Annotated in this window: 26 protein-coding genes; 19 read left to right on the forward strand and 7 right to left on the reverse strand. The window is 39.1% G+C overall.

Annotation, left to right across the window (positions count from 1 at the left end; genetic code table 11):
- Positions 1–7: 7 nt before the first annotated feature.
- From DQW11_RS00855 to DQW11_RS00875, 5 genes are read left to right on the forward strand one after another with little or no spacing between them, the layout of a single operon-like run.
- Positions 8–385 carry a patatin gene (locus tag DQW11_RS00855; RefSeq protein ID WP_113922104.1) on the forward strand — a complete coding sequence of 126 codons (378 nt, stop codon included), beginning with the start codon at positions 8–10 and terminating at the stop codon, positions 383–385.
- Positions 382–795 carry a DUF4345 family protein gene (locus DQW11_RS00860; protein ID WP_113922105.1) on the forward strand — a complete coding sequence of 138 codons (414 nt, stop codon included), beginning with the start codon at positions 382–384 and terminating at the stop codon, positions 793–795. Before DQW11_RS00855 ends, DQW11_RS00860 begins: the two co-directional genes overlap by 4 nt.
- Positions 788–2,212 (forward strand): patatin-like phospholipase family protein, encoded by a 1,425-nt coding sequence (locus DQW11_RS00865; protein WP_113922106.1) that lies wholly within the window; start codon positions 788–790, stop codon positions 2,210–2,212. Before DQW11_RS00860 ends, DQW11_RS00865 begins: the two co-directional genes overlap by 8 nt.
- The gene (locus DQW11_RS00870; RefSeq protein WP_113922107.1) at positions 2,202–3,917 is read left to right on the forward strand and encodes a metallophosphoesterase family protein; all 1,716 of its coding nucleotides are present in this window, start codon (positions 2,202–2,204) and stop codon (positions 3,915–3,917) included. Before DQW11_RS00865 ends, DQW11_RS00870 begins: the two co-directional genes overlap by 11 nt.
- Positions 3,918–3,919: 2 nt before the next feature.
- Positions 3,920–6,265 (forward strand): GMC family oxidoreductase N-terminal domain-containing protein, encoded by a 2,346-nt coding sequence (locus tag DQW11_RS00875; protein WP_113922108.1) that lies wholly within the window; start codon positions 3,920–3,922, stop codon positions 6,263–6,265.
- Positions 6,266–6,271: 6 nt separating this feature from the next.
- Here DQW11_RS00875 and DQW11_RS00880 read toward each other — a convergent pair whose 3' ends face one another.
- Genes DQW11_RS00880 through DQW11_RS00895 form a run of 4 tightly spaced genes read right to left on the reverse strand, consistent with a single transcriptional unit; the run spans position 6,272 to position 11,599 of the window.
- Complete coding sequence (locus DQW11_RS00880; protein WP_113922109.1) at positions 6,272–8,419, reverse strand: hypothetical protein; 2,148 nt, start codon at positions 8,417–8,419, stop codon at positions 6,272–6,274.
- On the reverse strand, positions 8,416–9,015 hold the full coding sequence (locus DQW11_RS00885) for a DUF4230 domain-containing protein (protein WP_113923146.1): 600 nt from the start codon (positions 9,013–9,015) through the stop codon (positions 8,416–8,418). Before DQW11_RS00885 ends, DQW11_RS00880 begins: the two co-directional genes overlap by 4 nt.
- A gap of 35 nt (positions 9,016–9,050) precedes the next feature.
- Entirely contained in the window at positions 9,051–10,778 is a 1,728-nt protein-coding gene (locus tag DQW11_RS00890; RefSeq protein ID WP_113922110.1) for an N-acetylmuramidase family protein, read from the reverse strand.
- Complete coding sequence (locus DQW11_RS00895; RefSeq protein WP_113922111.1) at positions 10,775–11,599, reverse strand: DUF5675 family protein; 825 nt, start codon at positions 11,597–11,599, stop codon at positions 10,775–10,777. Before DQW11_RS00895 ends, DQW11_RS00890 begins: the two co-directional genes overlap by 4 nt.
- Positions 11,600–11,938: 339 nt before the next feature.
- Between DQW11_RS00895 and DQW11_RS00900 the strand changes: the two genes are divergently transcribed.
- The 9 genes from DQW11_RS00900 to DQW11_RS00940 all read left to right on the forward strand — a co-directional run bounded on the left by DQW11_RS00900 (position 11,939) and on the right by DQW11_RS00940 (position 18,525).
- Entirely contained in the window at positions 11,939–12,397 is a 459-nt protein-coding gene (locus tag DQW11_RS00900) for a (2Fe-2S)-binding protein (protein WP_113923147.1), read from the forward strand.
- Positions 12,398–12,399: 2 nt separating this feature from the next.
- A complete protein-coding gene (locus tag DQW11_RS00905; RefSeq protein WP_113922112.1) occupies positions 12,400–14,562 on the forward strand; it encodes a xanthine dehydrogenase family protein molybdopterin-binding subunit in 2,163 nt (720 codons plus the stop codon).
- Positions 14,563–14,643: 81 nt separating this feature from the next.
- Positions 14,644–15,588, forward strand: a complete 945-nt coding sequence (locus tag DQW11_RS00910; RefSeq protein ID WP_113922113.1) for an FRG domain-containing protein — start codon at positions 14,644–14,646, stop codon at positions 15,586–15,588.
- Positions 15,589–15,683: 95 nt separating this feature from the next.
- A complete protein-coding gene (locus tag DQW11_RS22145) occupies positions 15,684–15,851 on the forward strand; it encodes a hypothetical protein (protein WP_157965985.1) in 168 nt (55 codons plus the stop codon).
- Between the two features lie 264 nt (positions 15,852–16,115).
- The gene (locus DQW11_RS00915) at positions 16,116–16,367 is read left to right on the forward strand and encodes a type II toxin-antitoxin system Phd/YefM family antitoxin (RefSeq protein WP_113922114.1); all 252 of its coding nucleotides are present in this window, start codon (positions 16,116–16,118) and stop codon (positions 16,365–16,367) included.
- Positions 16,364–16,642, forward strand: coding sequence for a Txe/YoeB family addiction module toxin (locus tag DQW11_RS00920; RefSeq protein WP_113922115.1), 279 nt, complete (start codon positions 16,364–16,366; stop codon positions 16,640–16,642). The genes DQW11_RS00915 and DQW11_RS00920 overlap by 4 nt, the downstream gene beginning before the upstream one ends.
- A 500-nt stretch (positions 16,643–17,142) precedes the next feature.
- Positions 17,143–17,619: a hypothetical protein gene (locus tag DQW11_RS00930; RefSeq protein WP_113922117.1), complete on the forward strand. Its 477-nt coding sequence runs from the start codon at positions 17,143–17,145 to the stop codon at positions 17,617–17,619.
- Positions 17,620–18,022: 403 nt separating this feature from the next.
- Positions 18,023–18,244, forward strand: a complete 222-nt coding sequence (locus DQW11_RS00935; protein WP_113922118.1) for a hypothetical protein — start codon at positions 18,023–18,025, stop codon at positions 18,242–18,244.
- A complete protein-coding gene (locus tag DQW11_RS00940; RefSeq protein ID WP_113922119.1) occupies positions 18,232–18,525 on the forward strand; it encodes a type II toxin-antitoxin system RelE/ParE family toxin in 294 nt (97 codons plus the stop codon). The genes DQW11_RS00935 and DQW11_RS00940 overlap by 13 nt, the downstream gene beginning before the upstream one ends.
- A 78-nt stretch (positions 18,526–18,603) precedes the next feature.
- Here the strand turns inward: DQW11_RS00940 and DQW11_RS00945 are convergent, their stop codons facing one another.
- Positions 18,604–18,960 carry a hypothetical protein gene (locus DQW11_RS00945; RefSeq protein ID WP_113922120.1) on the reverse strand — a complete coding sequence of 119 codons (357 nt, stop codon included), beginning with the start codon at positions 18,958–18,960 and terminating at the stop codon, positions 18,604–18,606.
- An 88-nt stretch (positions 18,961–19,048) separates the two neighbouring features.
- On the opposite strand from DQW11_RS00945, the gene DQW11_RS00950 reads away from it, so the two are divergent.
- A complete protein-coding gene (locus DQW11_RS00950) occupies positions 19,049–20,194 on the forward strand; it encodes a cysteine desulfurase family protein (protein ID WP_113922121.1) in 1,146 nt (381 codons plus the stop codon).
- On the opposite strand, the gene DQW11_RS00955 is transcribed toward DQW11_RS00950, so the two are convergent.
- Positions 20,191–20,790: a nucleotidyltransferase family protein gene (locus DQW11_RS00955; protein WP_113922122.1), complete on the reverse strand. Its 600-nt coding sequence runs from the start codon at positions 20,788–20,790 to the stop codon at positions 20,191–20,193. The genes DQW11_RS00950 and DQW11_RS00955 overlap by 4 nt on opposite strands.
- The gene (locus DQW11_RS00960) at positions 20,787–21,905 is read right to left on the reverse strand and encodes an XdhC family protein (RefSeq protein WP_113922123.1); all 1,119 of its coding nucleotides are present in this window, start codon (positions 21,903–21,905) and stop codon (positions 20,787–20,789) included. Before DQW11_RS00960 ends, DQW11_RS00955 begins: the two co-directional genes overlap by 4 nt.
- A 447-nt stretch (positions 21,906–22,352) precedes the next feature.
- Here DQW11_RS00960 and DQW11_RS00965 point away from each other — a divergent pair, with 447 nt between their 5' ends.
- The 4 genes from DQW11_RS00965 (at position 22,353) to DQW11_RS00980 (ending at position 25,521) form a co-directional block, all read left to right on the forward strand.
- On the forward strand, positions 22,353–22,814 hold the full coding sequence (locus DQW11_RS00965) for a cold-shock protein (protein ID WP_113922124.1): 462 nt from the start codon (positions 22,353–22,355) through the stop codon (positions 22,812–22,814).
- 38 nt (positions 22,815–22,852) lie between these two features.
- Entirely contained in the window at positions 22,853–23,338 is a 486-nt protein-coding gene (locus DQW11_RS00970) for a hypothetical protein (RefSeq protein ID WP_113922125.1), read from the forward strand.
- Between the two features lie 24 nt (positions 23,339–23,362).
- On the forward strand, positions 23,363–24,211 hold the full coding sequence (locus tag DQW11_RS00975; RefSeq protein ID WP_113922126.1) for an amidohydrolase family protein: 849 nt from the start codon (positions 23,363–23,365) through the stop codon (positions 24,209–24,211).
- A 170-nt stretch (positions 24,212–24,381) separates the two neighbouring features.
- Positions 24,382–25,521, forward strand: a complete 1,140-nt coding sequence (locus DQW11_RS00980) for a DUF922 domain-containing protein (protein ID WP_113922127.1) — start codon at positions 24,382–24,384, stop codon at positions 25,519–25,521.
- The last annotated feature ends 41 nt before the right edge of the window (positions 25,522–25,562 follow it).

Consider the following 25,562-nt stretch of genomic DNA (forward strand, 5'->3'; position numbering starts at 1 on the left):
AGGCAGCATGAAGAAATATCTCACTTTAATAGTCATTGCCATTTCAGTGGTTACCATCATATCAGGTTTGACTCAGGTATTTATGCCGGCAACGGTCCTGAAGGTGATCGGAGCCGACATTACTGAGTCCACACGGCATCTGTTTGGGATTGTGGGCATGTTCATGGCCCTTTTTGGAGGAATGTTGGTCCATGCGATTTATAGTACCCATACCAGTAAAGTAGTGGTGTTTTGGTGTGCTTTGCAGAAATTAGGTGCTTTTGTTGCAGTAAGCCTCGGGGTCATGAATGGCCTGTTTTCTGGGATGGCTTTGGGAGTTGCTGTTTTTGACCTGTTCTCAGGCTTGTTGTTTTTGTATTATATCAAAACCCTGCCATCAGAATGAAAATGGCTAGCTATTTCTTTTTCTATACCTATATAGGTACGGTGGTTGTTGCCGGGCTTTGGGGTGCATTTATAAATCCTGTTTGGGATTTTGCCACTCTGTTTCATATTCAGATCAATGATTTAAATGACTATGAAAGGATAAATATCCTAAGTCAATATAGATTCTTGAGAGCTTTGGAATTGGGTTTTGGAATTTTTGCCCTGGTATTTTTCAAGGAGATTTTTTCAGAGACAAAATTCAACAATGTTTTTCTGATCATCATGGGATTGGGAATCATGGCAAGGATTGTATCATGGTTAGTGGATGGCAATCCCGGTCTTTTGACCAAGTTTTTCCTCTTTTATGAGGCGATAGGATGGGTAATGATTTTCGTGTTTTCCAAGTCTTCCCTTTCAAAAAATGGTTAATCTTTATAAAAACGGCAATAACTCTAAAAAATCCCTGATTCTTGCAGGAGGGGGAATGAGGGTGGCTTACCAAGCAGGAGTGTTGGTAGCTTTAGAAGAGGCCGGAATCCACTTTGACCATGTAGATGGTACATCCGGCGGGATTTTTAATACCGGTATGCTCGCTAGCGGCAAAAATCCGAAAGAGATGGCTGAAAAATGGCGAACCTTGAACCTATCTGGTTTTATGTCTGCAGGAAGTGCCAAAAGTTATCTCAAACCTTTCAAAACACAGGGATTTGCAGATGCTGACAACATCAGAAAAAAAGTATTTCCCCATTTGGGGATTTCTGTTTCTCAAATCAACAAACAAGAAAAATTTGCTGCCACATTTAATGTCTGCAATTTTTCTACCAAATCAGTTGAAGCCATTCCCTCAGAGGGTGTCAAGGAAGACCATTTGATAGCGGGAGTTTCCTTGCCCATATTTATGCCGGCCATTCAAATCGAAGGAACTTGGTATACCGACGCTGTGTGGATAAAAGATGCCAACCTGATGGAAGCTGTCAGGCAGGGCTCAAAGGAACTTTGGTTGGTTTGGGCGATTGGAAACAGCCCAACTTACCTTGGCGGTGCTTTCAACCAATATGTGCATATGATCGAAATGAGTGCAAATGGAGCACTTTTGGAAGATTATAATCAGATAAAATTGACCAATGAAATTGGAGCGATTGGGCAATCAGAATTTGAACCCATCAAACTTTTTGTCATCAAACCCGATATTCCGCTTCCTCTTGATCCCGATTTTTTCTTCAACAAGGTCAATGCCCGAGAACTCATCAACATGGGGTATGCACATGCAAAAAAATACCTTTCTACAATTCCTCCTCAAGGAGAATCAATGGATGTGGTGGCAACTCAAAATAGAGAGCCGGATTTTTTATACAGTTTTCGAGCAACCTTTTCAGGAAGATCAGGAAATCCCTCAAAAACGGAAAAAATGAAATATTCCTTGTATTTCAGATTCGCTGAGTTTCGTGAAAAAAATGAACTCGAGGTTTATTCAAGTTTAAAACTGCCGATAAGTACTTATGAGATTTCCGGCTTTGATCATACCACAGCTTTTTCCAATTCCAAATCAGGTAAACAATTGGAGATTCAGTCTTCCGCCATGGTGGATGGAAAAGCCTATAAAGTCATGGTTACTACCATTTTGACCAACCAAATTGAAATGTTTCTTGGATTGAATTTCAAGCAGATTAAGCTGAAAATGTGGGATGAAAATGGTAAATTAATACTTGATTCCATTCTTTACCAATCGATCATTGATCGGTTAAAGGCTGTTTATTTCAGCAGCCTAAAAACAACCCTGAACCAAAGAACAGGGATTCGAAAGCGTTTTTCCACTTTAAAAAATTTTATAAACTATGGATTTTGAAAAAAAACCAATGGTTGACTGGTATGATCCCAAGCAGCTTGCTGCTACAGGAATCAAAACCGTTGTTTCAACAGTATTTGGGAATTTTGCGGATAGGAGAGAAATGCAAGCTGCCTTGGATCCCGGAAGGGGGTTCTATGATTATTCAGACAGAAAAGACATTTGGCTGGATTATATTTCTGATTTGGGAGATGGATTCAATGCTACCTATACTGTCGCGTACTTGTTGGCCAAAGAGCAATTGGAATTAGGAGGAATTCAAACCAAAAGAGGGAATATTTTGATCATGGGTGGCGATGAAGTCTATCCCACTCCCGAGATGGAGGAATATCGAAACAGGCTACAGGGTCCTTATCATGCTGCTTTTCCAAAAAACAATGCAGATCCCGATCCGCCGGGACTTTTTGTAATCCCCGGCAACCACGATTGGTATGATGGGCTGACCAATTTTTTGAAAGTATTCTGCCAAAACCGTTCTCTTGGAAATTGGAGAACCAAGCAAAGCAGGAGTTATTTTGCAGTCAAACTACCCAATAACTATTGGTTGATCGGAATAGATATCCAATTGAATGCTGACATTGATGTTCCCCAACTCAATTACTTTCAAAATCTGGCAGAAAAAGAATTGAAGGCAAAGGATAAAATCATTCTTGCCACCGCCGAACCTGCTTGGGTATATGAATCTTTTGATGAATCCAACAGTTCAAACAAACGCCTTAAGTTTTTTATTAACAGGATTTTGAAAGGGGAAACAGAGGATAAAACCGATCCCGAATGCTATTATAAAGGAAAAAATAAAGACATCGAAATCACCACGATTCTTACAGGAGATCTTCACCATTATTCCCGGTATGAGGAAAAGGTTGGGCCAAAGGAAACACGACAGCTGATTACTGCCGGAGGGGGAGGTGCATTCATGCATTCGACCCATAGCCTCAAAGAAAAGATAAACCCAAGTGAGGGTTTTGATGCATCTTTCAAAAAAGCATTTCCTTCAAAAAGTGAGTCGCTGAGTCTCAATAATAAAAACCTCCTATTTTTTATCCACGGTCCTTGGATGGTTCTGATTTTGGGATTGGTACATGCACTTTCTTTTTATTTCCTCCTGATTGGAGGCATTCAGACAGAGAATTTTTATATCACCAATTCCAATCCCTCAGGATCGGCGCTTGACCTTTTTGACATTGCGATATTGACACCATCGGTGATTCTATTGAACCTGACTTTTTGTTTGGGTATATACATGTTCACCGATTTTAAATCCGGAAACCATAAAACAGCCAATAAAATCACCGGTGCGGTCCATGGATTGTCCCACATTTTGGTGTTTTATCTTTGCTTGGTTTATTTACCTCTTTTTAATTCAGTCAATCTTGCGGGTGTACCGTTTCAGGGATTGATTTTATTTATTGAAATGTGGGTCATAGGAGGCTTATTGAGCGGTTTTATTTTTGGAACATACCTGTGGTTCAGTTCAAGGTTTCTCAATAACCACATTACCGAAGCTTCTTCCTCTTTCAAGGGAGAAGATTTTAAGAACTTTATCCGAATCCATATTTCCGCGACAGGAACGACCATTTATCCTGTCGGCATCCGTACAGCAGTCAAAAATTGGAAAAATGTAGGCGATGAAAAAAATCCCCGTTTTGAAGGAGATGAAGTAAAATATGAATTGATCGAAGAACCCATCCAAATCCCACATTAACTATGAAAAAACTATCGAAGCCACTGTCTGACCTGAAAAGCCGTTATGATTTTATCGTAATCGGATCAGGATATGGAGGAAGTATTGCTGCTTCACGGATGTCCCGTTTGGGCAAATCCGTGTGTCTTTTCGAAAAAGGAAAAGAGTTTTTACCTGGTCAATTTCCTGATACCCTTGCAGAAGCTACCAAAGAGATGACCTTAAACACTGGCAAAGAATCCAAGGAAAAGAATGGACTCTATGAATTTACCATAGGCCAAGGAATCTCTGTACTCAAAGGCTGTGGACTTGGCGGCACTTCCCTCATCAATGCCAATGTCTCCATCAAACCGGAACCCAGAGTGATGGATCAGCCTGAGTGGCCAAGTGCGATTAGAAAAGATTTACCCTCTTTTTATGAAGGATTGGACAAGGCTTGGGAAATGCTAAAACCTAACCCTTATCCGGAAAATCAAAATGGATACCCTGTTTTACACAAGACCAAAGGAATGAGGAAATCAGCCGAAAGGATGGCAGAAGAATTCAGACTTTTGGATATCAATGTTACTTTTGAAAATAAGAAAGACAATCATGTAGGCATCTCCCAACCCAAATGTACCAACTGTGGAGACTGCGTTACCGGTTGCAATGTGGGCGCCAAAAACACCACTGCGATGAATTACCTGCCCGATGCCTTCAACCATGGGGCGGAGATTTTTACCGAAATCAATGTCCGCCACATCCAGAAAATAGCAGGTGGATGGAGGGTATTTTTCCATCCCATGCTTACAGGTAGAGAGGTATTTGATGCGCCGGAGATGTTCATAGAGACGGACAATGTTATCCTTGGCGCAGGTTCTCTAGGTTCCACAGAGATATTGTTGCGGTCAGCCCAAAAAGGACTGTCGGTATCCGATTTCCTTGGAAAAAGATTTACGGGAAACGGTGATGTTTTGGGCTTTGGTTATAACAACGATGTCGTGATCAATGGAATCGGACTTGGAAAAAAGGCAACTGAAAAAATTGCAGACGTAGGACCTTGTATCACAAGTGTCATTGATATGCGAAACAGACCAAAGTTGGAGGATGGGATGACTTTGGAAGAGGGAACGGTTCCCGGCCCGATCAGGGGATTGATGGCCGGCATGTTGGTTACTACTTCCCGCCTGTTTGGCAAAAACACGGATAGAGGATGGGGTGATTTTTTCAAAGAAAAGGTAAGGGAAATCACCAGTTTGATCAGGGGACCCTTCTATGGCGCGGTCAACCATACCCAAATTTACCTGGTCATGACACACGATGATGGTAAAGGTGAAATGGTATTGGAAAAAGATAACCTCAACATCAAATGGAAAGGAGTCGGAAAACAAGAGATATTCAACAAAGTTTCCGGGGAATTGTACAGTGCAACAGATGCCCTTGGCGGAAGTCAGATACCTAACCCTACATGGAACAAATTGATGGATTATGACCTTGTGACGGTACACCCTTTGGGTGGCTGTGGCATGGCCGATGATGCAACCAATGGAGTGGTGGACCACAAAGGACAGGTTTTTTCAGGCAAATCAGGAACTGAACTCCATAAAGGCCTTTACGTGATGGATGGGGCGGTAATTCCGAGACCTGTAGGAACGAATCCTTTATTGACAATCAGCGCATTGGCTGAAAGGAGTTGTAAACACATCGCCGAAGACCTCGGTTTGAAGATGGATTATGGCTTGAAATCTATTTCTGAAAAGGATTCCTCTCCAAACCTTAAGCCCGGAGTTCAATTTACTGAGTCTATGAAAGGGTATTTTTCATTGGATGAAACCGATGATTATGCAAAGGGGTTTGAAAAAGGGAAGGCTTCGGATTCTCCTTTTGAGTTCACGTTGACCATCAAATCAAATGATGTAGAATCATTTGTAGAAATTGCAACCCATGAAGCGGGAATGTTTGGAATCATGCTTGCGCCTGCTTTATCCAAATTTCCTCTGACTGCTGTCAATGGCACTTTCAATTTATTTATTGAACACAGCCATGATCCTGATAGAAAAAAGATGATTTACAATACCCTTTTGTTGAGCCAAGAAGGTAAAAAATACTATTTCATGGGATTCAAGGAGGTATTCAATGACAAAGGTTTTGACGTTTGGAAAGACACTACCACTTTATTTATTACACTTCATGAAGGAGATTCAAGCTCAGGAAAAGTGATCGGAAAAGGAAAGCTGATCATTGAGCCGGCTGATTTTGCAAAGCAACTGACTACGATGAAGGCCTTGAATACGACCAACAAAATGGAGGAATTGAAAGCCATAGGGACCTTTGGAAAATTCTTTGCAGGAAATGTCTTTGAAACTTATTTCAAAAATTTGGGAAAATAGGGGACGTCAAGGTCTTCCGACAGATTCTCTCAAGGAGGTCAACCAGGTAGGGGTTGCCCTCCTTTCTTTTAACTTGGCCTGCACCCACCTGTTTGCTTTTTCTAACGCGCCTTTGTTTTGATAATCCGATCTTGCCTGGATCAACAGGCTAAAAAAGGACTCTAATTCCTTCGCTTGAAATTCCGAAAACATAGAATCTGAATCCAATAGACCTTTATCAAATCCTCTGTCTTTCTTAAGAATCGAATAATTGGCTCCAACTTTAAGGTATCCTTTTGACAGCAATGATTCTTTGGCTTTTGGAATCAATAGATCCAGGTATTTATCAGGGATTACTAGGTTTAAACTGTCACCAAGATACAAGTCCAAATAGGTTAATGAATCTTTCAAAGCTACATTTCTTGCTTTTGGATTTGCAAAATCAATGATTTCACTACTCTCAATGAAATCAGCAATTAGGAGACTATTGTAGGTATAAGGATACAAAATAGAAGTTAAATAGAGGTTTGCATCCTGCGGGTTTTTCACTAAAGTCAAGATTACTTCCTTATCACTTATTTTATTATAATTCAATACCTTATGTGTACTCAAAAAGGCAGAATTAACTTCGGAAACCTTCATTTTTACAGTATCCACATTTCCTTCTACCAAGCCATTTCGTAAGAGGCTTTCAATACTCAAATTGAAAGCAGTCATATATTCGACAGGATCATCGTACCAAAAATAAATAGGAGAGGACACCTGTTTTGAAAATTGATCAATCCGGTCTTTCAATTCCCAATCTGTTCTTAAGGATGCTAAGGTTAGTTTTTCACTTTCATCTAGGACCCCGTCTCCCGATACCTGCAAAATGGTTTTGGAGAAGTACCCGTAATTGGTAGTAGTGCCAAGCATCTGCAATTTTTGAAGCCTTGAAATAGAGAATGCAATATTTTTCTTTCTTTGCTCCACAGTCCTGATGAGTTTGCTGTCCTGCTTCATGGCTTGTTCCAATGAATCCAAAACCACTAGTTCCATTCTCAACAAGGAATCAAACAATCCCAATTCAAACCTGCTAAAGGCTTCATCTGATTCGATTTGTGAAACAAGTTGGGAGATTCTGTCATGATGAAAAACGACTTTTTTGACATCTTTTCCGGTGATCAGTGAAAATAGGTTTTTGAGTGTTTCTGCGCCTTGGATTTCGGCATTTTTAAGAATATCCGCTCGGTGGGCAAATGACATGAGTTTTTCCACGCAATATTCCTTTACTCTTTTGGCATCTTTGAAATCCACTCTGCCATTATAATCCAAGATTTCAAAACCCGGAATCCCTTTTTCAGGAATAAACCACGGGTTGATGTCCGCATTGAGGATGGTGGGCGCCAAGCCGAAAATGTGCACTTCTGATACATCATCGTAAATCACGATGGAAGAGGGATCCAAATTGGTAAAATCGAATCCAGCTTTCACCCATCCTCTTCCTACCATGGCAAGCTTTTTTCTGGTTTCTTTTCTGCTGAAATCAGCCAGTTTATTTTGATAATAGAAGTTCATGAAATCCACTGAGGCCAAAGAATCCCTGGCAGGAGGAGCTTCTTGATACATCAAGAACAAAGCTTCTTCTTTGTTTCGGGCACTTGGATTCCACTTTTCATTTTTATTCTTTTTGGTTTTATCCCTGTAGAGGTATTCCAACATATCCTCATAAAGTGGATCTGCTGTAACATCATTCAGAAAACCATGATAATTAAGCTTGTCCATGATATTTCTGCTGTCAACTTCATGTCGGATGATTCTTCTCCAATTATTAATTGGAGTCATTTTTTTGTATTCCTCATCCTTTTCATTTTTTGAAAGTGCCTGAAAATCCCTGAGGTTCTTCAGGGCAGACTTGATGTCCTGATACAAAATGCCACCTCTTGTTCTGATGTTTTCATCCTCTATCAGGTTCAGCCTTGCTTCATCTATGGAAGCAATCACCTCTCCATAATATTCTGCAGTTACCAATTGTCCAATCTGTCTGACTTCCGTAACCATGTTGGAGGTATCGTTCAATTTTAGCCCACCGCCAAAAATCCCAAATGGGTTCCAGATAAACAGCCCTATTACTATCCCCAAAACGATGAGGATGTCCAAAAGAAACTTCCAGTTTTTCAGGAATAGGCCTATCATTGTTCTACAACAGTTTCTGTATCTACCAATAAATTGACCTTCGAAATAATCAGGTCGTCGCTTTTGAAAGTGATGTATATTTCTTCATAACCGAGAGAACCAAGTAAAACTTGGAACAACTGTCGGGTATGATTTTGCGTAGTCCGGACTATCCCTATATAGCGGAGGTTCTCCCGGATATCTAGTTCGGCAAGCCTGAAAAATTCCTCTTGATCCCTGATATCGATCTTATTCAAAAACACTTTAGGGTCTGAAATCAAGGAATCTTCCACGAAGCTTGCGGGAGGATATGAAAAGTTGATCACTTCGATAGGGGGTAGTTCCAAGTGGATTTTGGTACCCTCTATCCTGATGTCAGCCTCTCTGATTTTGCTTAGGTCTATACCTGCCTTTACCTTGGCCTGTGAGTATGCCATGAAACTTGCCTCACTGATTTTTAACAGTGCCAGTTTTTTGGTTTTGGTACCAAAGACAATTTTGTCAATCACAAACTCAGTAGTGGCCAAATCCGAAGCATTTTGGATTTTTCCCACCACCAAGGCACGTTCATTTTTCTTGCAGGAGGAAAAAACAACTGCCACTGCAATGAATGCCATAAAAGGTAACTTGAGCAGAAAAGAATAGCCCGCCATCATGACTGCATCTTTTTAAATTTTTCATAGGCAGCCTGCAACTTGGTATCGTATTTATTGACTTTATAGCCACTGCCATTATAGCCATAAGCAAAGCTAGCCCAATCATAACTCCCTGATTTTTCTTCAGAAATGAAATTGATCAATGGAGTTCCCTTGAGTTTTTTGGTTTTGATGAATTCCAGAAAATCCATGAAATGGTATTTTTCATGCTCATGCTGTTTTTCCTCAAACTCCTTGTAATCTGCGTATTTTCGGCCTTTTATATTGTGGTTGATGTTGTCACCTAGGATTTGGAACAATCCCCACGAAGCGGAAAAAACGGCGATTTCAGGATCTATTTTTCTTGCGCGGTCAAGACGGTCATATTCTGAAATTCCCCCTTTATAATATTGCCTTGTCCAGCTTTTGTATAAGATATCTTCATTGCTTTTTTGAAGCTTCAGGATTTCTTCTTCAGGCATTTTCCTCATACTGCTGAGGAGTTTCCACATCAGATGGCCTTCAAACAAAATCTTCGCCCGTCCATCACTGAGATGGCCTCTTCCGGAGGATTCAACAGAGATTACTGATTTCACTACCGGAAGAGAAAGGATAATGCCGTCTTTTTCAGCTAGGTTTTCAAGGATTTCCTGGATCTCTTCATCATTGAGGATTTTGCTGTTGATATTGTCCATGATCTGGACAAATGCAAAATTACTTGCCACAGGTAGTTGTTCTCCCCTTGATTCTAAAAGTGCATTTTTAAGGTTTGTTATTGGCGAACCTGAAGTGGGAGGCTGTTGCATGTCTCCTACAGTCTCTTCGCCTTCCATAAATTCCCTGTCATCATCACCCAATGAATCGTCCTGTTCCAAACTCGGCGGCGGTGTCCCTGCGCTTGGCATGATTCCTTCAGGAAGTTGGGAGGAAGGCGGGGTAGATGGAGGAGGTGGAGTAGGGCTGCCATCGGCTTGCTGATTCGGGTTTCTCCATCTTTCCCTGAAGTATTTCAAGGATTTGTCACCAAAATAGAAGGCAATCATCATCAAAAACGCCGTTTCAAAAAATTCAAATTGCTGAATTCTCAACGCTACAAGATCTGAGCTGAGTTCTTCGGAACCCATACTGCTTATAAGCAAGGAAATACCCCCAAACAACAAAGTAAATGCAATCATCCCGCGTACTGTACCGGGAGGCAAACCAAATGTCTGACTTCGATAGGGGTTATATAATGGTTCTCTAACGCCACTTGCAGGCAGGTCTATACCAAATTCCCGGGCATCTCTTTTGGCTTCAGCTATTTTCTGCCATTCCCCATCAGTTATTCCAAAATTGATATTGTAATGATATACAGACCATACGAAATAGATCATAAAAACGGCAATCCAAATCACAATTATCAGCAATCCAACGATGGAAAAGAGGTTTTTCTTTTCAATGTACATGAGGATGCTGTAAAAAATCGTGACCAAAACCAGGGTTATAGCAAAAATGATTGTCCCTTTGAAAAATACATCATGGTACTTATTGACATAATAGGAGCTGATCTGGTCCTCAGTTTTAAAATACCGAATCAAGATCCCATAGATCAGGCCCACAGCAATGATCGCCGGAATAGTCAATGCAAGGACTACATCTTTTTCTTCGGTGTAAAAATTCCTGATCAAAAACCCTATGGCAACTGCCATCAAGATGGTAGCTGCAATCTTAATGATCAGCTGGTAAAAGGCGCTTTGTTTTTTCATAGTGATGATAGTTTACTTTTCTCAAACCAATCTTCATTGAGTATCTGGATATTGACCGGCTCATTTGATTTGAGCAGGGCACTTACTGATTTATAAAATCTTTCATAGGCATTTCGCGAATCTTGAAGGGATTTGGATGTTCCTGCCGAAACGCCATCTGCGATCAGGATGCAGCCATCCGTGTTTTCATGGGTATTTCCAACATGGATATAGACATTTTGAAAATTTGGGATTTGCTTGATCTCAAGGTGAAAATCAAACCAATTGCCATATAGGTTTCTGTATTTTTCAGTCAGTTCGGTTACATTTTTATTGAAATCAATTGGGTAAACCCCCGACGGAATCCGTGTATGCTTTTCGACTTTCACCTCTTTATGGGCATCTTCGAGGGTATAGGCAAAAAATTTATTTCTCAAAAAAATCAAACCAAGGGTAGTTTCGCCGTCATCAAGGTATCTCAATACGGTAAGAGTACATTTCCCCAAAGCGGTCTCGCCACCGGATTTGGCCCCCTGTAATTTGACTTCCAAATCTTTGATTTTTTGTTCGAGTTTTGAAATTTCAGCGGTTTTTTCCGTGACAGCAGGAGCTGACGGTTCGGAAGCAAGGCGCTGAATAGCCACAGGAGGTTTTGGTTTTTCTTTATTGGAGGTAAAAACTGCTGCTAATTTCTGATATCCCTTTTCAACCAATACAGCGACATAGCCAATAAAACCTATAATGTAAAGCCAAATTTTACCCAACAATTCAGGATTGGTCACAAAGAGGAGAACCAGGATGGCTAAGCAAGCAATGACTAAAAGCGCTGCAAAATTTTTCATGAAAATTCTGAGAAGAAAACCTAAAATTTATCTAGTTACTCAAAAAAGACTATAAATAATTTTAAAATTTAAATATTTACCTCCTGAAAATCAAGAAAATATCGACTTTTCATTTTATCCTTTTTTGGCAGTTGAGGAATCCATATAAAAAAGAACCTGAAAAAAATCCAATTTCAAAGAATCTTTTACCTTTTGACCGGAAAATTCTTGTTAAATTCTCCTCCATTCAAATCGTTTAAATACATTTTATCAAGAAAGCTCAAAAAAAGGGGAGAAATCCTCTCTGAAAATGGCTGGATTTGCTTAAATTTTCAATCTAATCAATCAAATATCAATCAAATGGCAAACTACAACCTTCGAATTAATGGAAACGACTATAACGTTGACGTTGAAGACGATACACCACTATTGTGGGTGTTGAGGGACCATATCGGCTTGGTAGGAACAAAATATTCCTGCGGAATAGCCCAATGCGGCGCCTGTACAGTCCACGTCAATGGGGAAGCAGCTTTTTCCTGTACCTTGCCGGTTTCAAGTATCGGTTCTGACGAAATCACTACCATTGAAGGACTTTCATCAGAAGGTGACCATCCTGTCCAAAAAGCATGGGATGAAGTAGATACTGCACAGTGCGGTTATTGTCAAGCCGGTCAGATCATGACCGCAGCGGCATTTTTGAGAAAAAACCCAGAACCAAGCATGGAAGAAATCGAAAATGCAATGAACAGAAACCTGTGCCGATGTGGCACATACCACAAAATCCGAGAAGCAGTAGCCTTAGCAGCAAAACTTAAATAATCATGGCAAATCTAACGAAAACAAATAGAAGGGATTTCCTCAAAATAGCAGCCACTGCTTCCGGGGGATTGTTTATCGGTTTCTATTGGTCAGGATGCGATTCTCCCAAGATGAAGGTTTTGACCAATGAAGAGATACTTCTCAACGCACATAATTTCAACAGCTATCTTTCCATTTCTCCAACAGGTGATGTGGTGATTTATTCTCCTAACCCGGAATTGGGACAAAATATCCTGACTTCTTTTCCAATGGTAGTAGCCGAAGAATTGGATGCAGATTGGCAGAAAGTAAGGGTCATTCAGGCCAATTTGGATGTTGAAAAATATGAGAGACAACTGACCGGTGGATCCGGTGCCATGCCGCATTCTTGGGAAAGACTCCGAAAGGCAGGTGCTACCGCTAGACATCTTTTGGTAGCCGCCGCTGCCACAAAAATGAATGTCGATGCAAGTACGCTTTCGACTTCCAATGGAGAAGTAATCCACAAGGAGAGCGGTAAAAAAATGGGTTATGGTGAATTGGTCACCGATGCATCCAAACTGACTGCCCCCGAGGAAGTCGCTTTAAAAGATCCCAAAGACTTCAAAATCATTGGCACTCCGGTCAAAAACGTGGAAAACAAAAACATGTTTACAGGAAAGCCGCTTTATGGACTTGATTTTTATAGGGAAGGCATGCTGCATGCCATGATCCAAAGGCCTCCTTTTGGCATGAAAATTAAATCAGTGGACGATGCCGCCGCAAGGGCAATCTCAGGTGTGACAGAGGTGGTTACGTTCAAAAACAACGTAGCCGTAGTAGGAAAGTCCACCTGGCCACTGATGAAAGCCAAGAAATTACTCAAAATAGAGTATGAACCTGATGGTGTCGTAGAAAGTACCTTTGACCATGACAGGCTATTTGCAGAATTGCTAAACGGTAAAACTGCAGAAGTCAAAAGAAAAGATGGTGATGTGGATGCTGCTTTCAAAAAGGCCGCCCAAGTCATCACGAGTGAATACCAATGTCCTTTTCTTTCGCATTCTCCCATGGAACCACAAAACTTCTTTGCGCATGTGCAGGGAGACAAAGTGGAATTGGTAGGTCCTACACAAACGCCAGACAGGGCAAGGAATGATACCGCACAGTTGTTGGGCATTCTGCCTGAGAATATCACTGTTCAAATCACAAGATTAGGAGGTGGTTTTGGCAGAAGGCTGAGAGCCGACTTCGTAACCGAAGCAGCTGAATTGTCCAAAATGATGAATGCCCCTATCAAATTAACCTGGAGCAGGGAAGATGACATGACAGGCGGAGCATATCGTCCTGCTGTCAGATACAGATTCCAAGCTGCTTTGGATGAAAGCGGAAACATGATTGGGTACAAGCTGAGAGGAGTTGGGATCAATGCAGGTAATTCTACAAGAGAAAATAATTTCCCTTCAGGGGCAGTAGAGAATGTGCTGATCGAATCTGTGGAACACAAATCCGCCATCACTACCAATGCATGGAGAGCACCGATCACCAATTTCTTGGCCTATGCAGAGCAGTCATTCTTGGATGAAGTAGCATTGGCCGCCAAAAAGGATCCTGTCCAATTCAGATTGGATTTGTTGGCCAAGGCCAAAGCTTCGCCTGTGGGTGAATTGCAATATGATGTGGACAGGATGATCGGTGTCATCAAGATGGCTGCTGAAAAATCCAATTGGGGCAAAGATGCCAATGTCATGCAAGGCTTCAGCGTTTATTTTTCTCATAGATCGTATGTTGCTCAGGTGGCAAATATCGAAATGGAAAATAACCAACCTGTTCTGAAGAAAATCGTCGCAGCCACAGATTGTGGTATCGTCGTGAATCCGACAGGTGCGAATCATCAGGTACGGGGCGGAATCGTAGATGGCATGGGCCATGCCATGTATGGAAACCTGACCTTTGAAAACGGGTTGCCGAAGCAGAAAAACTTTGACACTTACCGTTTGATCAGGATGAAAGAAGTTCCTGAAATCGACGTCCACTATGTCCAAAACGGCATCGATCCAACAGGTCTTGGGGAACCGGCTTTGCCGCCAACTGGTGGTGCGGTGGCCAATGCGATCTTCAAAGCAACCGGGAGAAGACTTAGAAGTCAGCCGTTCATTGAGCAAAAAGAATTCTCAGATATCAAGTTACAGATTAAAAGAGCTTAAAAACAGCAAGGTAATAGTGCAGGCCCACCGTAGGAAGGATATTCCCGGTGGGCTTTTTTACAGTTTTAAAAAATTTGAAAAATGGAAACCTACCAATCAATCACCGAAAAGGGATCTTTTTTTGATTCCCATGAAATTGAAACTTCGCAAGATCTATCAAAACTAATGGCCACCTTGAATGAACAAATGGAAAGCATTTTTAGGGGAGTGAATAATGCCGAATATAAAATGTATAATTCAGCCCAAAGAGAATTTTTAAGTAGATCAAATTTTTCAATTAATCAACAGGATTATGAAGCATTTATCGATAAAATGGTACAAAATGCTAAAATTTCGATGAATAGTTTACTCAAAAAGCACTTTGACTCACATCGAAATTTAATTACTGACGATGCGGTCCTAAGTTTTTTACAGCATTATAAAGCGCCAACTCCATTATTGGATTGGACTAAAAACCCACATGTAGCTCTTTTCTTTTGTTTTTATTTTTGTTCTTCACCAGATAAAGACATTAATAATTATGTTAGTTTATATTGTATTGAAACAATTGAAAAAATTCCAAAATACCTTGATTTCCTCAATCAGAATATGAATGCCTTGGCTATTCATTGGGATATTAAGGATTTAATCGGACCTTGGGAAGAAGATCCTAGAAGTTTTAAATATTTTAAGAACTATGAAGTTTTTCTCATTCCTGAATATAGAGAATCAGGATATTCCTTCACTTCAAAACCTAGCAATAATGGTAAAACCTTTAGCTATTATTTTAATCAGAATAATTTAAATATTATTGCTCAAGAGGGTTTATTCATTGCCAATAGTAGGTTAATTGAACCTTTAGAACATTTTTTTCAGAGCCGGGATAATGATAAAATTCAAAAATTCCCGAAAATCAAATGCTTTAATATTAAAAAATCTTTATTTAAAGATGCAATGAGGTTGTTAGAAAAACAAAAAATAAATAAAAAAACTTTATTTCCGACAGAAAAACAAATAGCAAAAATGGCTTGGCAAAATATCTTATAAAAGATGTTAGCTGTTTGACGGGTTAAAATAGATCTAAAATGTTTTGGGATTTCTTGAAATGTGACAAGTTTTTTTAAATTAATTTAGAATTAAATATGTCAATTTCTTTGATCCAAAAGCCCAGTGGGGAACCTGCTTTGCCACCAACAGGTGGTGCAGTGGCCAATGCGATCTTCAAAGCAACCGGAAGGAGACTGAGAAGTCAGCCGTTCATTGAGCAAAAAGAATTCTCAGATATCAAGTTACAGATTAAAAGAGCCTAAAACAGCAAGGTAATAGTGCAGGCCCACCGTTGGAAGGATATTCCCGGTGGGCTTTTTTTTAAATCTCATCCATTTCCACAACTTAGGAAATAAACCTTTTTGACTGTTAAACTATTTTTTTTTAATCATTTACCTTTCTCCCAAAAATCTTCGGTTAAATAGAAAACAGGCAGGCCAAAAACTCGAAAAGTCACCATTAGCATGGAACTCTGAACTTTTCTATCTAATTTAGTGTACCATAATGTGTACACATAATTTAATATCATGTTAGTAATAAGCACTAGAGAATTCCGACAAAATCTCAAAAAATATCTAGATCTGATCGATAAGAATGAGCGAGTGATCATTCAGAGAGGAAAAGGCAAGGTCTATGAAATTTCAAACGAAGTAAAAAATGATCGATTCTTTGATAACCCTGTCGTTCAGGAACGATTGGCCAAAAGCATTCAGTCTTATTCCGAGGGAAAAACGGTGAAGTTGTCTGATGAGCAATTGAAGGATCTCCTCGGTATATGACTTTTGAGATAGAATTTACTGTTGAGGCTTTGGAGGATATTCAGAAGCTGAAGAAAACAGGAAATCAGGCGATTTTAAAGAAGTTTTTCTCCTTAATTCAGGAATTAAAAGAACATCCTGAAACAGGTACAGGAAAACCGGAAAGGCTCAAACATTTTCAGCAGAATACTTGGTCAAGAAGGATAGATAAAAAGCACAGGCTCGTTTATTTGATTGATGGGACTAAAATCGTGGTGACTATTTTAGGAGCCTATGGCCATTATGGTGATAAGTAAAATTCTTTCAAAAATTGAAAATTAAGGGAAGTGTCTGAAAAAGTCATTTGCAATCTGATTTGAGAGCCTATCAAGACTTTTGGTTCTGAAAAGACAAAAAAATGAGATAGGGAGCTTTTTTTATTTTGGTATCGTCCATTCAGCGCCTGGTTTAATCGAAAGGTGTAAACCGCATTTTGCCAATGAATCCAAACCTTTTTGCTTATTGGAATTTGTAATTCATTTTACCAAGAATTACCTTTCGTTTGGGTGTTTGGCTGAATCCAATTACAAATTGGAGAAGATTAAAGGGTAGGACAAGGCGTTTGGAAATGATCCCTTAGGTTCCGATAGCTATAGGAATTATCATTGTGCCGGTTGCAGGGTTAGGTAAATTCCACCCAGTCGTAGCATCAATCGCTAAACAACACCTAGATGGGTAAAAACCACGCAGCAGGTGTCAAAACTACATGGTCGGCCAACGAATTACAACGACTTAAAAATCTGAGAAGGAAAAAATAATGAAAAATTCAATTGTATTTTCTCTAATACTAATTGTCCTTTCTTGTTCAGCTAAAAATAGGAAAAGTATAGGTGATATATTCAATCCTGACTTTCAACTCACTTATAAAGATATTGAAGGAAACGGCTTTAAGTTTCCTTATGGTGAAGTTGATGTTCCTATGTTAGTCAAACAATATGGTGACACAACTGTTGCTTACCAATTTGACGATAGTGTTTTTTCTGTAAAAAGTAAGCCTGTTTATATGTGGATAGAATTTCCTATTGATGGTGCATCAGTTGGAGATTACTTTTGGTATCGTAATAATTGTGTAATAGTATGCCAAAGTAAAAATGATTCTGGGCGAGATGTTTTTACAGTTAGGAATACGAGAAATAACTATTTTTATGGTGCTTCAATATGGGAAAGTGAAGAAGACACGACTAATTTTAAACTGTTAATAGATTTCCATTTCCCGAAGTTTGAATCAAGGTAATAAGATACTCGCCTTCCTCACCTAGTTGATTGGAATTACAAATCCCAACCAGCCGTATCATCAGACGTTTAACTACACCCAAGTTGGCTTTTTTTTAAATCCACCGCTAGGCGTTTGCAACTACGCCTTTCTATGAAATTGAATTTGTAATTCAAGTTATGCCTAACAAAATTCCATAAATACGATTGTTTGGTTCCTCCAATTGCAAATTGAAATATAAAAGGGTTGGACTTACAAATCCCAAACACTTCAACTTCGGACATTTTAATGACCAAATTAGATGGATGTAATATTTTCCTACTTCTAAACTTATTACTTCATTCTTACCTATGAAGGAAATATTTTACAAAGTGGTGGACTACATGAAACATTAAATTCGTTATTTTTAATAAAAAGTATTGAAATGAGCAACACGCAATTACAAAAACTGGAATTACTTGAGTGGTTGGCAAATATCCAGGATCAAAATCTAATCAATGAACTCACTAAATGGAAAGATTCACATTATCGGATAAGTATTGATCAATATAACCGTGAATTAGAAGAGGCCAATAGTCGAATAGATGCAGGAGAATTTGTAACTCACGAAGATGTTAAAAAGGAGTCAAAATCATGGCTGAAATAATTTGGGATACTAAAGCCCGAAACTCCTTTAAAAAACAAATTGATCACATTAAAAAGGACTCTATTCAAGCTGCTGAAAATGTATTTGATGATATCTTTAGAATCCTTGACACTTTACCTTCCAACCCAAAGAAGTTTCCTCCTGATAAATTCAAGACCGATAATGATGGTAATTTTAGGTCTTTTGAAAGTAACAGCCTAAGAATTGCTTACCTAATCACGGACAAGCATATCAGAATTTTGAGAGTAAGACACGTAAAACAAGAACCAAAACATTATTGATATTTGGGCAATAGTCTAAAAAACATTCAAGGAATCTAAATTAAAACTTGAAAGATTCCCCATAATTGGAACTAATACCTATATCTCATCCATTTCCCGATCCGGCCAATAAGGTCCGATCAAGGTAAGATTTTGGAATAATGGATCAAATTCAAATTGAACGTCCATTTTATCCCGCTTTTGTTCATGGATATTGAGGCAGGCATTGAAATGGACCAAATCAAAGTCTAACATCAACTTACCTTTCAAATCGTTTAAAAATTCAATTTTCCCCTTCAACTTCACCTTTTCTGCTACAGCCCCTTCTTTTTTGAAGTAATAGGAAAGAAAAATTCCTAAATCTCTTTCATTTGTTTCCAAAACTTCTTCTACAAGGATTGCAGGATTTACTGATTGGTCTTGTGGGTTTAGGGGAAATTTCCAGGTTTCTTGCATCTCCAAAATTAATTAATTCTACCATTAATCCGGTTTGGTTTGTGGCTTTTGGCTAAAGGTTTTACATTGGAATTTACTTTGCAATTCGATGAAATACCCGATTTATTTGGATTACAATGCCACTAGTCCCTGTGCGCCCGAAGTAATTGAAGCGATGTTGCCTTGGTTTGGGCTGCACTTCGGCAATGCAGCAAGCAAAAGCCATCCCTATGGATGGATGGCCGAGGATGCTGTGGAGACCGCCCGGGAACAAATCGCCAATTTGATAGGTGCAAAACCAAAAGAAATCATTTTTACATCTGGAGCTACGGAAGCCATCAATTTGGCCCTAAAAGGGATTTTTGAACATTATAGCGGTGAAAAGCAACACTATATCAGTTGCAAAACCGAGCACAAAGCAGTATTGGATACTTTGGATCACCTTCAATCCAAAGGAGCAGAAGTTACTTATCTTCCTGTAAATCATCTTGGTGAGATTGATCTTGAGCACCTGAATTCAAGCATATTTCCACATACCAAAATGATTGCCTTGATGTGGGCCAACAATGAAACCGGGCTTATTCATCAAATGGATCTGATCAAGGAAATTGCCGAAGAACGAAATATCATTCTCTTTACGGATGCTGTACAGGCGGCAGGGAAAATTCCTTTGGACATAAAAGGAATTCATTTAATGGCGATTTCTGCGCATAAAATGTATGGACCAAAAGGCGTCGGAGCATTGTATATCAGACACAATCATCCACTTCCAAAGCCTATTGCATTGATAGATGGGGGAGGACACGAAAAGGGTTTCCGAAGCGGAACGCTCAATGTACCCGGAATAGTCGGTTTTGGAATGGCAGCTGAACTTCGGTCAAAAAATCAAATTGTAGAAGCTAGACGCTTAGAAAACCTTCGAAATCTATTAGAAAGCAAGATTTTAGAAATAGAAGGAACAAGGGTGAATGGGAATCTTCAAAACAGGTTGTCTCATGTTTCCAATATTTCCTTTGGTGGGGTGGAGGGAGTGGAGCTTCTTCAAAGAGTGAACAAAGAAGTTGCCGTAAGTTCAGGTTCTGCATGTACGAGTATTTCGCCTAAACCATCCCATGTTTTAGCGGCGATGGGAATTGATCCCGATTTGGGAAGGGCGTCGATCCGCTTCAGTTTGGGTTTAAATACTACCGAGTCTGAAATTATTTTTGTGGCTGAGTATATCAAAAAAGTGGTGGAAACATTGAGGAAAACCTAGCTGCTACTTTTCAGTCTTTGATAATCTTCGATGGTGTCGATGTCAATTGATCCCTGAGGAAAATCAATGTTGTGTAAATCATCTTGGTGGGCCATTAACAATTTTTTAGCACCTTCATTTCCGGTTAAGGAAAGTAGTTCCGGAAAATACTTTTTGGTGAACAAAACAGGAACACCAAACGTCCCATTATAACTGCACGCAATAATTTCACTATTCGTATTTAATTTATTTTCAATCAGTAAGTTAAGAATTTTTGAATCTACAAAAGGTTGGTCTGAAAGCATCAAAATTACCTGATCAGGGTCTGAATTTTCCATTAAATACTTCAGCCCTTTTTGCATGGAAGAGGCCATCCCATTTTCCCAATTTTCGTTGACGACTCGATCTACTTTGGTATGGAGGATTTTTTCAACAATTAAATCCGCATTTGCACCCAAGACAATTACACAGGAATCGGCAAGGGAATTTTGTGCAGCTTCAACCGCAATTTCAAGGAGAGTTTTTCCTTTGAATTCGAGCAATTGTTTCGGTTGTCCCAATCGGGAAGAACTGCCGGCAGCAAGGATGATGACACCGGTTCTAATTTCCTTTTTCATCTTTCTTCATGGATGGGGCCAAGTTTGTTTTTAAGAAAATCCGGATTTTTCTTAGCCAATACGGCTTTGATTTCAGCCAAGGCTGATAATGCAATTTCTTCAGATCCTTCAGCCCCGATATCCAAACCAATGGGGGCATAGATGTTTTCGGTGGGGACTTTGGTCCCTTCTGATTCCAACCTTGCTATTAATTTGTCGGTTTTCTTTTTTGGCCCCAAAATCCCGATGTAGGGAAGTGCATAAGGTATCAGGTCCTTCAGTACAGCTGCCTCATATTCAAAATTATGAGTCATCAGTAAGGCAACTGTATTTTTGTCAGGATTCAAACCTGAAACAGCCCTGTCAGCCGGCTCGATGATGATCTTTGCAGCGATAGGGAATCTTTCCGGTGTCGCGTGATTTTTTCTTCCGTCAATCAAAGTCAATTCCCATCCCATCAAAAAAGCCAATTTGGCAACAGGAATGGTGTCATTTCCTGCACCAAACAACAAAATCCGGATAGGAGGGTTGATGGCTTCATAAAACATCCAAATTTCTTCCGGGTCGGGATATTGCAATATTTTACTTGCTTGGATTTGAGTTTTATTATTGATTTCAAGTTGAATTTTCTCAAATAATCCGGATTCTAATGTTTCGATTTTACCGAATGTGTTTCCTCCTTTAGATAGCACTCTGGTGCCTATTTGCTCGCCGCGGGCATTTTTCAAAGAAAAAGCAGTTACCAAAATACTTGGGAGCCTGTCACTCAGTGCAACTTTCAACAATTCGGCAGGATTGGATTCATCTTCAAAATCAAGAGGCTCGATCAGGACCTGAATGATACCGTTACACCCCAAACCTACACCAAATTTTTGGTCATCTTCATCTGTAGTATCATAGGTCACAAGCATTGATTTTTGTTGAAAAATGACCGTTTGGGCTTTTCTGAGTGCATCACCTTCAAGACAACCGCCACTGATAGCTCCGGTCAATTCCCCATCTTCCGTGACAAGCATCCTTGCTCCGGGCCTTCTGTAGGCAGATCCATCGACTTTTACGACTGTTGCCAAAGCTGCTTTTTGATTTCTGATCTTGCAGTTTTGATATGCTTGAATGATTTGTTGAAGGTCTTTCATCGTTTGATGTTGGAATTGGTTTTGGAATTTAAAACCGACATAATTATCTCATTGGTTTTTTGCCTTGAAAACTCCCACTTTCATTTTTTGAACAAAATTTACCCGGAAAATAATCCTCAATCTATGTATTTCTGAGAAAGAGGAGTAGAAATTTTTAAATGGAAAAAAATCAATTGGAATAATGGTTGTTTGCGGTATAGAATAATAACCTTTCATTTGGACTTTCAAGGCAAATAAACTTTGTCAAATGTCTATCCCAGTTTAGGCTGTTTGTTTTTGAATGTCAAACAATTAGAAGTTTGAGAGAGTACAATTCTTTCAAAAAAAAATTCATAAGTATGATCCTGATCATTTTATATGCCTCTGGTTCATTGAGAGTTAATAATTGTTAAAATACTTTTTCCATAAAATAGGAAATACCCAAAAATTCCCGGATTTTTGTAACATATGGCAAAATCAAGAGATACCTTCGACAAGAAGGAAAAAGAAAAATTAAGACAGAAGAAAAAACAGGAGAAGCAGCAAAAAAAAGATGACAGAAAATCCAATACTGTTAAAGTTACGGACTTCGAAAATATGATTGCTTACGTGGATGAATTTGGAAACATTACTTCTACCCCTCCTGATCCATCCAAAAAAAGAGTATTCGATGCTGACACCATAGAGATCGGTGTTTCAAAGCACGCAGAACCACTTCCGGGTGAAAATCTCAGAAAAGGAAAAGTGACATTTTTCAATGCTTCAAAAGGTTACGGTTTCATTAAAGATGAAGTTTCCCAAGACAGTATTTTCGTTCACATCAACAAATGCATAGATCCTATTCAGGAAAATGACAAAGTTATTTTTGAAACTGAAAAATCTCCAAAAGGATTGAGTGCAGTGGATGTAAAGCTTTTCAAAGCACCTTGATTTGAGTCAATGGCTGATCAAAAAACAGTGTTAGTGACATGAAAGTCGGCAGCCTTGCAGAGATAAAAAAAGAATTGACCTTCCTTGATACAAAAGAATTGTCCGTCCTGTTGTTGGATCTAGCCAAATTCAGTACGGACAATAAAGCCCTTTTATATTTCAAACTTTTTGAAAGGGAAAATCCAAGATTGTTTGTTGAATTGGTAAAGGAGGAGCTCGATTTGGAATTCCAAAAATCCAATACACGCAATTACCACTTTGCAAAAAAATCTGGGCAAAGTATCAGAAGAAAACTGAACAAAAGCCTCAAACTCACCAAAGACAAAGAAACCCTCATAGAATTGATTACTTACTTTTGTGAGCAATTCAAACTTTACGGTTTCTTGGATTTTCGGCATCCGGTCATTGACAATCTCTACAGGGTTCAGGTGGGCAAGATTGAGAAATTGATCAACGGTTTACATGAGGATTTGCAGTATGATTATCAGGAAAAAGTTTTCTCGTTAAAAGAAAACTTAAGATAGCCCTGTCATTTTTATAAAGTGGAAATGAACCTCAAAAACCAAATCGACAGCCACCAACATTTTTGGAAATACAAACCAAAGGTTCATTCTTGGATGAATGCGGATATGAAAATTATCCAAAGGGATTTTCTTCCCCAAGACTTGAAACCGCTCTTGGATATAGCAGGAATCCATGGCTGTGTTGCAGTTCAAGCAAGCCAAACGGAAGCAGAAAATGATTTTTTACTTTCCCTTTCACATCAAAATGATTTTATTGAAGGAATTGTCGGATGGGTTGACTTACAGTCAAAAGATATTTCCGGCCGTTTGGAGTTTTACGCAGGTCATCCAAAAATTAAAGGATTTAGACATATCATTCAGGATGAACCTGACATTGATTTTATGCTGCGGTCATCATTTCTAAAAGGCATAAGCAAACTTTATGAATTTGGATTTACCTACGATATCTTGATTTATCCCAAGCATCTCCCAAATGCCTATACTTTGGCCAAATCGTTTCCAAACCAACTTTTTGTGATAGACCACCTTGCCAAACCCAATATCAAAGAACAGGAAATAGCGAATTGGAGCAGGGACTTAAAAAAAATTGCATCTCTTGAAAATGTCCATTGTAAAATATCCGGCATGGTGACAGAGGCGGATTGGTCCAATTGGAAACCTGAAAATTTCGCACCCTATATTGAAACAGCATTGGAGGCTTTTGGTGTTGAAAGGCTGATGTATGGATCGGATTGGCCGGTTTGTACTTTATCATCTTCCTATCAAAATACTTTTGGAATAGCCAAAGGCTTCTTTTCAAAACTTTCTGAGAACGAGCAGGAACAATTTTTTGGAGGTAACGCAACCTCATTTTATCAACTGAACAAAGTGTGATTCTTTTTGATTGGATTGATATTTATGTCTTGTCGGAGATTTGATCAATCAAAAATTCCAATTTATGGAAATCATTCAATTGGATGCTTGGGTGACTTTTCAATTATGGGTATCGGATAATTCCTGACTCTCCATCAGAACTGTTGTTTTTGGCTTTGCGTTAAGTGGTTATGCGTAGAAAATCATTGCTCTTAGCTATCTTGTTTCTAATCTCTTTCCGGAATTCCATTGCTCAGGATATCCTGTTTGATTTGAATGGAACTGCTAAAATCATATTGGAAGATGTCGGTTTTGAATTGTCAGAGGTAATGAATGCTCAAGAGGATTTGGCTTTAATTGGAAAAGTATATAATATTAACAATCAATTAATTAAAGCAAAAATTAAATACGGATTGTCCGATGGAATCAAAACTTTTTATAGCAACTCAATCAAAAAAACTGATTCCGATAGAGCCATACAACTGAAAGTTTTGGAATTTACAATTAATGAGAAACAGCAAAGCAGCAAGGTCGCCTCAGGGGAGTTGAAAATCAAATTCGGATATTTCCTTAAAACATCATTTGAACCTGTCCATTTGGTGGATTATGAAGCCGGAATAACTTACAAAAGGTCCATCAACCGAATGGATTTAATTGATCAGATTTTAAATAGGGGATTGGTAAATTCCATTGTCTTTTTTAATGATTGGATAAATGACAATGCCTCTGTCAATAGAAAATTGGCAAAAACTGTTAGGTTGGAAATCCTTGAAAAAAAGAAAAAAAGCGATCAGGATACAGTTTTTTATGATTTCAACAGACCACTTTCTTGGAGTGATTTTCGGGAAAAACCAAGCAGGACAAGTGGATATAACGCCACGATTTTTACCAGTTTGGCTATGGAAGGCTCTCCATTTATGGAAAATGGTGTTTTGGTATTTCCGATAGAAATTAAAGTTTATATGCTTCCCGAATCCTCTTGGGCCAAAAGCCAAGGGAAATCTGATTATGCTTTGAATCACGAACAGAGGCATTTTGATGTTACCCGGGTGGTAGGCAACAGGCTGATCAACAGGTTAAAAGAATTGGAGGTTACACCTGAAAATTATGAAGCAGCAGTCAATGATGCTTATTTTGATTCCTACAGAGAAATGAACAGGCTCCAGGAAATCTATGATGCCAAGACAAGACACGGCTTGGATAAGGATGCCCAATCCCGGTGGAATACCCTCATTGATCAGGCCTTGAAAGGAAACATGGATGAAATTGAAAAAGAATTGGAAAAAGGGAAAAAAAATGAGGGGAAAGTTTTGAAAATCGACGTCAAATGACTATTTTTAAAGTGTCATATGAAAATTATTTTATTTTAGCA

The sequence above is a fragment of the Cognataquiflexum aquatile genome, from assembly GCF_003316845.1.
Lineage (GTDB): Bacteria > Bacteroidota > Bacteroidia > Cytophagales > Cyclobacteriaceae > Cognataquiflexum > Cognataquiflexum aquatile.

Coding starts and splice junctions, on each gene's coding strand:
- DQW11_RS00895 (WP_113922111.1), bottom strand. CDS start 11,599: ATGAAAAATTTTGCAGCGCTTTTAGTCATTGCTTGCTTAGCCATCCTG.
- DQW11_RS00940 (WP_113922119.1), top strand. CDS start 18,232: ATGGCTGAAATAATTTGGGATACTAAAGCCCGAAACTCCTTTAAAAAA.
- DQW11_RS00875 (WP_113922108.1), top strand. CDS start 3,920: ATGAAAAAACTATCGAAGCCACTGTCTGACCTGAAAAGCCGTTATGAT.
- DQW11_RS00970 (WP_113922125.1), top strand. CDS start 22,853: ATGAAAGTCGGCAGCCTTGCAGAGATAAAAAAAGAATTGACCTTCCTT.
- DQW11_RS00900 (WP_113923147.1), top strand. CDS start 11,939: ATGGCAAACTACAACCTTCGAATTAATGGAAACGACTATAACGTTGAC.
- DQW11_RS00915 (WP_113922114.1), top strand. CDS start 16,116: ATGTTAGTAATAAGCACTAGAGAATTCCGACAAAATCTCAAAAAATAT.
- DQW11_RS22145 (WP_157965985.1), top strand. CDS start 15,684: ATGTCAATTTCTTTGATCCAAAAGCCCAGTGGGGAACCTGCTTTGCCA.
- DQW11_RS00910 (WP_113922113.1), top strand. CDS start 14,644: ATGGAAACCTACCAATCAATCACCGAAAAGGGATCTTTTTTTGATTCC.
- DQW11_RS00905 (WP_113922112.1), top strand. CDS start 12,400: ATGGCAAATCTAACGAAAACAAATAGAAGGGATTTCCTCAAAATAGCA.
- DQW11_RS00930 (WP_113922117.1), top strand. CDS start 17,143: ATGAAAAATTCAATTGTATTTTCTCTAATACTAATTGTCCTTTCTTGT.
- DQW11_RS00865 (WP_113922106.1), top strand. CDS start 788: ATGGTTAATCTTTATAAAAACGGCAATAACTCTAAAAAATCCCTGATT.
- DQW11_RS00920 (WP_113922115.1), top strand. CDS start 16,364: ATGACTTTTGAGATAGAATTTACTGTTGAGGCTTTGGAGGATATTCAG.
- DQW11_RS00885 (WP_113923146.1), bottom strand. CDS start 9,015: ATGGCATTCATTGCAGTGGCAGTTGTTTTTTCCTCCTGCAAGAAAAAT.
- DQW11_RS00980 (WP_113922127.1), top strand. CDS start 24,382: ATGCGTAGAAAATCATTGCTCTTAGCTATCTTGTTTCTAATCTCTTTC.
- DQW11_RS00965 (WP_113922124.1), top strand. CDS start 22,353: ATGGCAAAATCAAGAGATACCTTCGACAAGAAGGAAAAAGAAAAATTA.
- DQW11_RS00975 (WP_113922126.1), top strand. CDS start 23,363: ATGAACCTCAAAAACCAAATCGACAGCCACCAACATTTTTGGAAATAC.
- DQW11_RS00870 (WP_113922107.1), top strand. CDS start 2,202: ATGGATTTTGAAAAAAAACCAATGGTTGACTGGTATGATCCCAAGCAG.
- DQW11_RS00945 (WP_113922120.1), bottom strand. CDS start 18,960: ATGCAAGAAACCTGGAAATTTCCCCTAAACCCACAAGACCAATCAGTA.
- DQW11_RS00880 (WP_113922109.1), bottom strand. CDS start 8,419: ATGATAGGCCTATTCCTGAAAAACTGGAAGTTTCTTTTGGACATCCTC.
- DQW11_RS00955 (WP_113922122.1), bottom strand. CDS start 20,790: ATGAAAAAGGAAATTAGAACCGGTGTCATCATCCTTGCTGCCGGCAGT.
- DQW11_RS00890 (WP_113922110.1), bottom strand. CDS start 10,778: ATGAAAAAACAAAGCGCCTTTTACCAGCTGATCATTAAGATTGCAGCT.
- DQW11_RS00950 (WP_113922121.1), top strand. CDS start 19,049: ATGAAATACCCGATTTATTTGGATTACAATGCCACTAGTCCCTGTGCG.
- DQW11_RS00960 (WP_113922123.1), bottom strand. CDS start 21,905: ATGAAAGACCTTCAACAAATCATTCAAGCATATCAAAACTGCAAGATC.
- DQW11_RS00935 (WP_113922118.1), top strand. CDS start 18,023: ATGAGCAACACGCAATTACAAAAACTGGAATTACTTGAGTGGTTGGCA.
- DQW11_RS00860 (WP_113922105.1), top strand. CDS start 382: ATGAAAATGGCTAGCTATTTCTTTTTCTATACCTATATAGGTACGGTG.
- DQW11_RS00855 (WP_113922104.1), top strand. CDS start 8: ATGAAGAAATATCTCACTTTAATAGTCATTGCCATTTCAGTGGTTACC.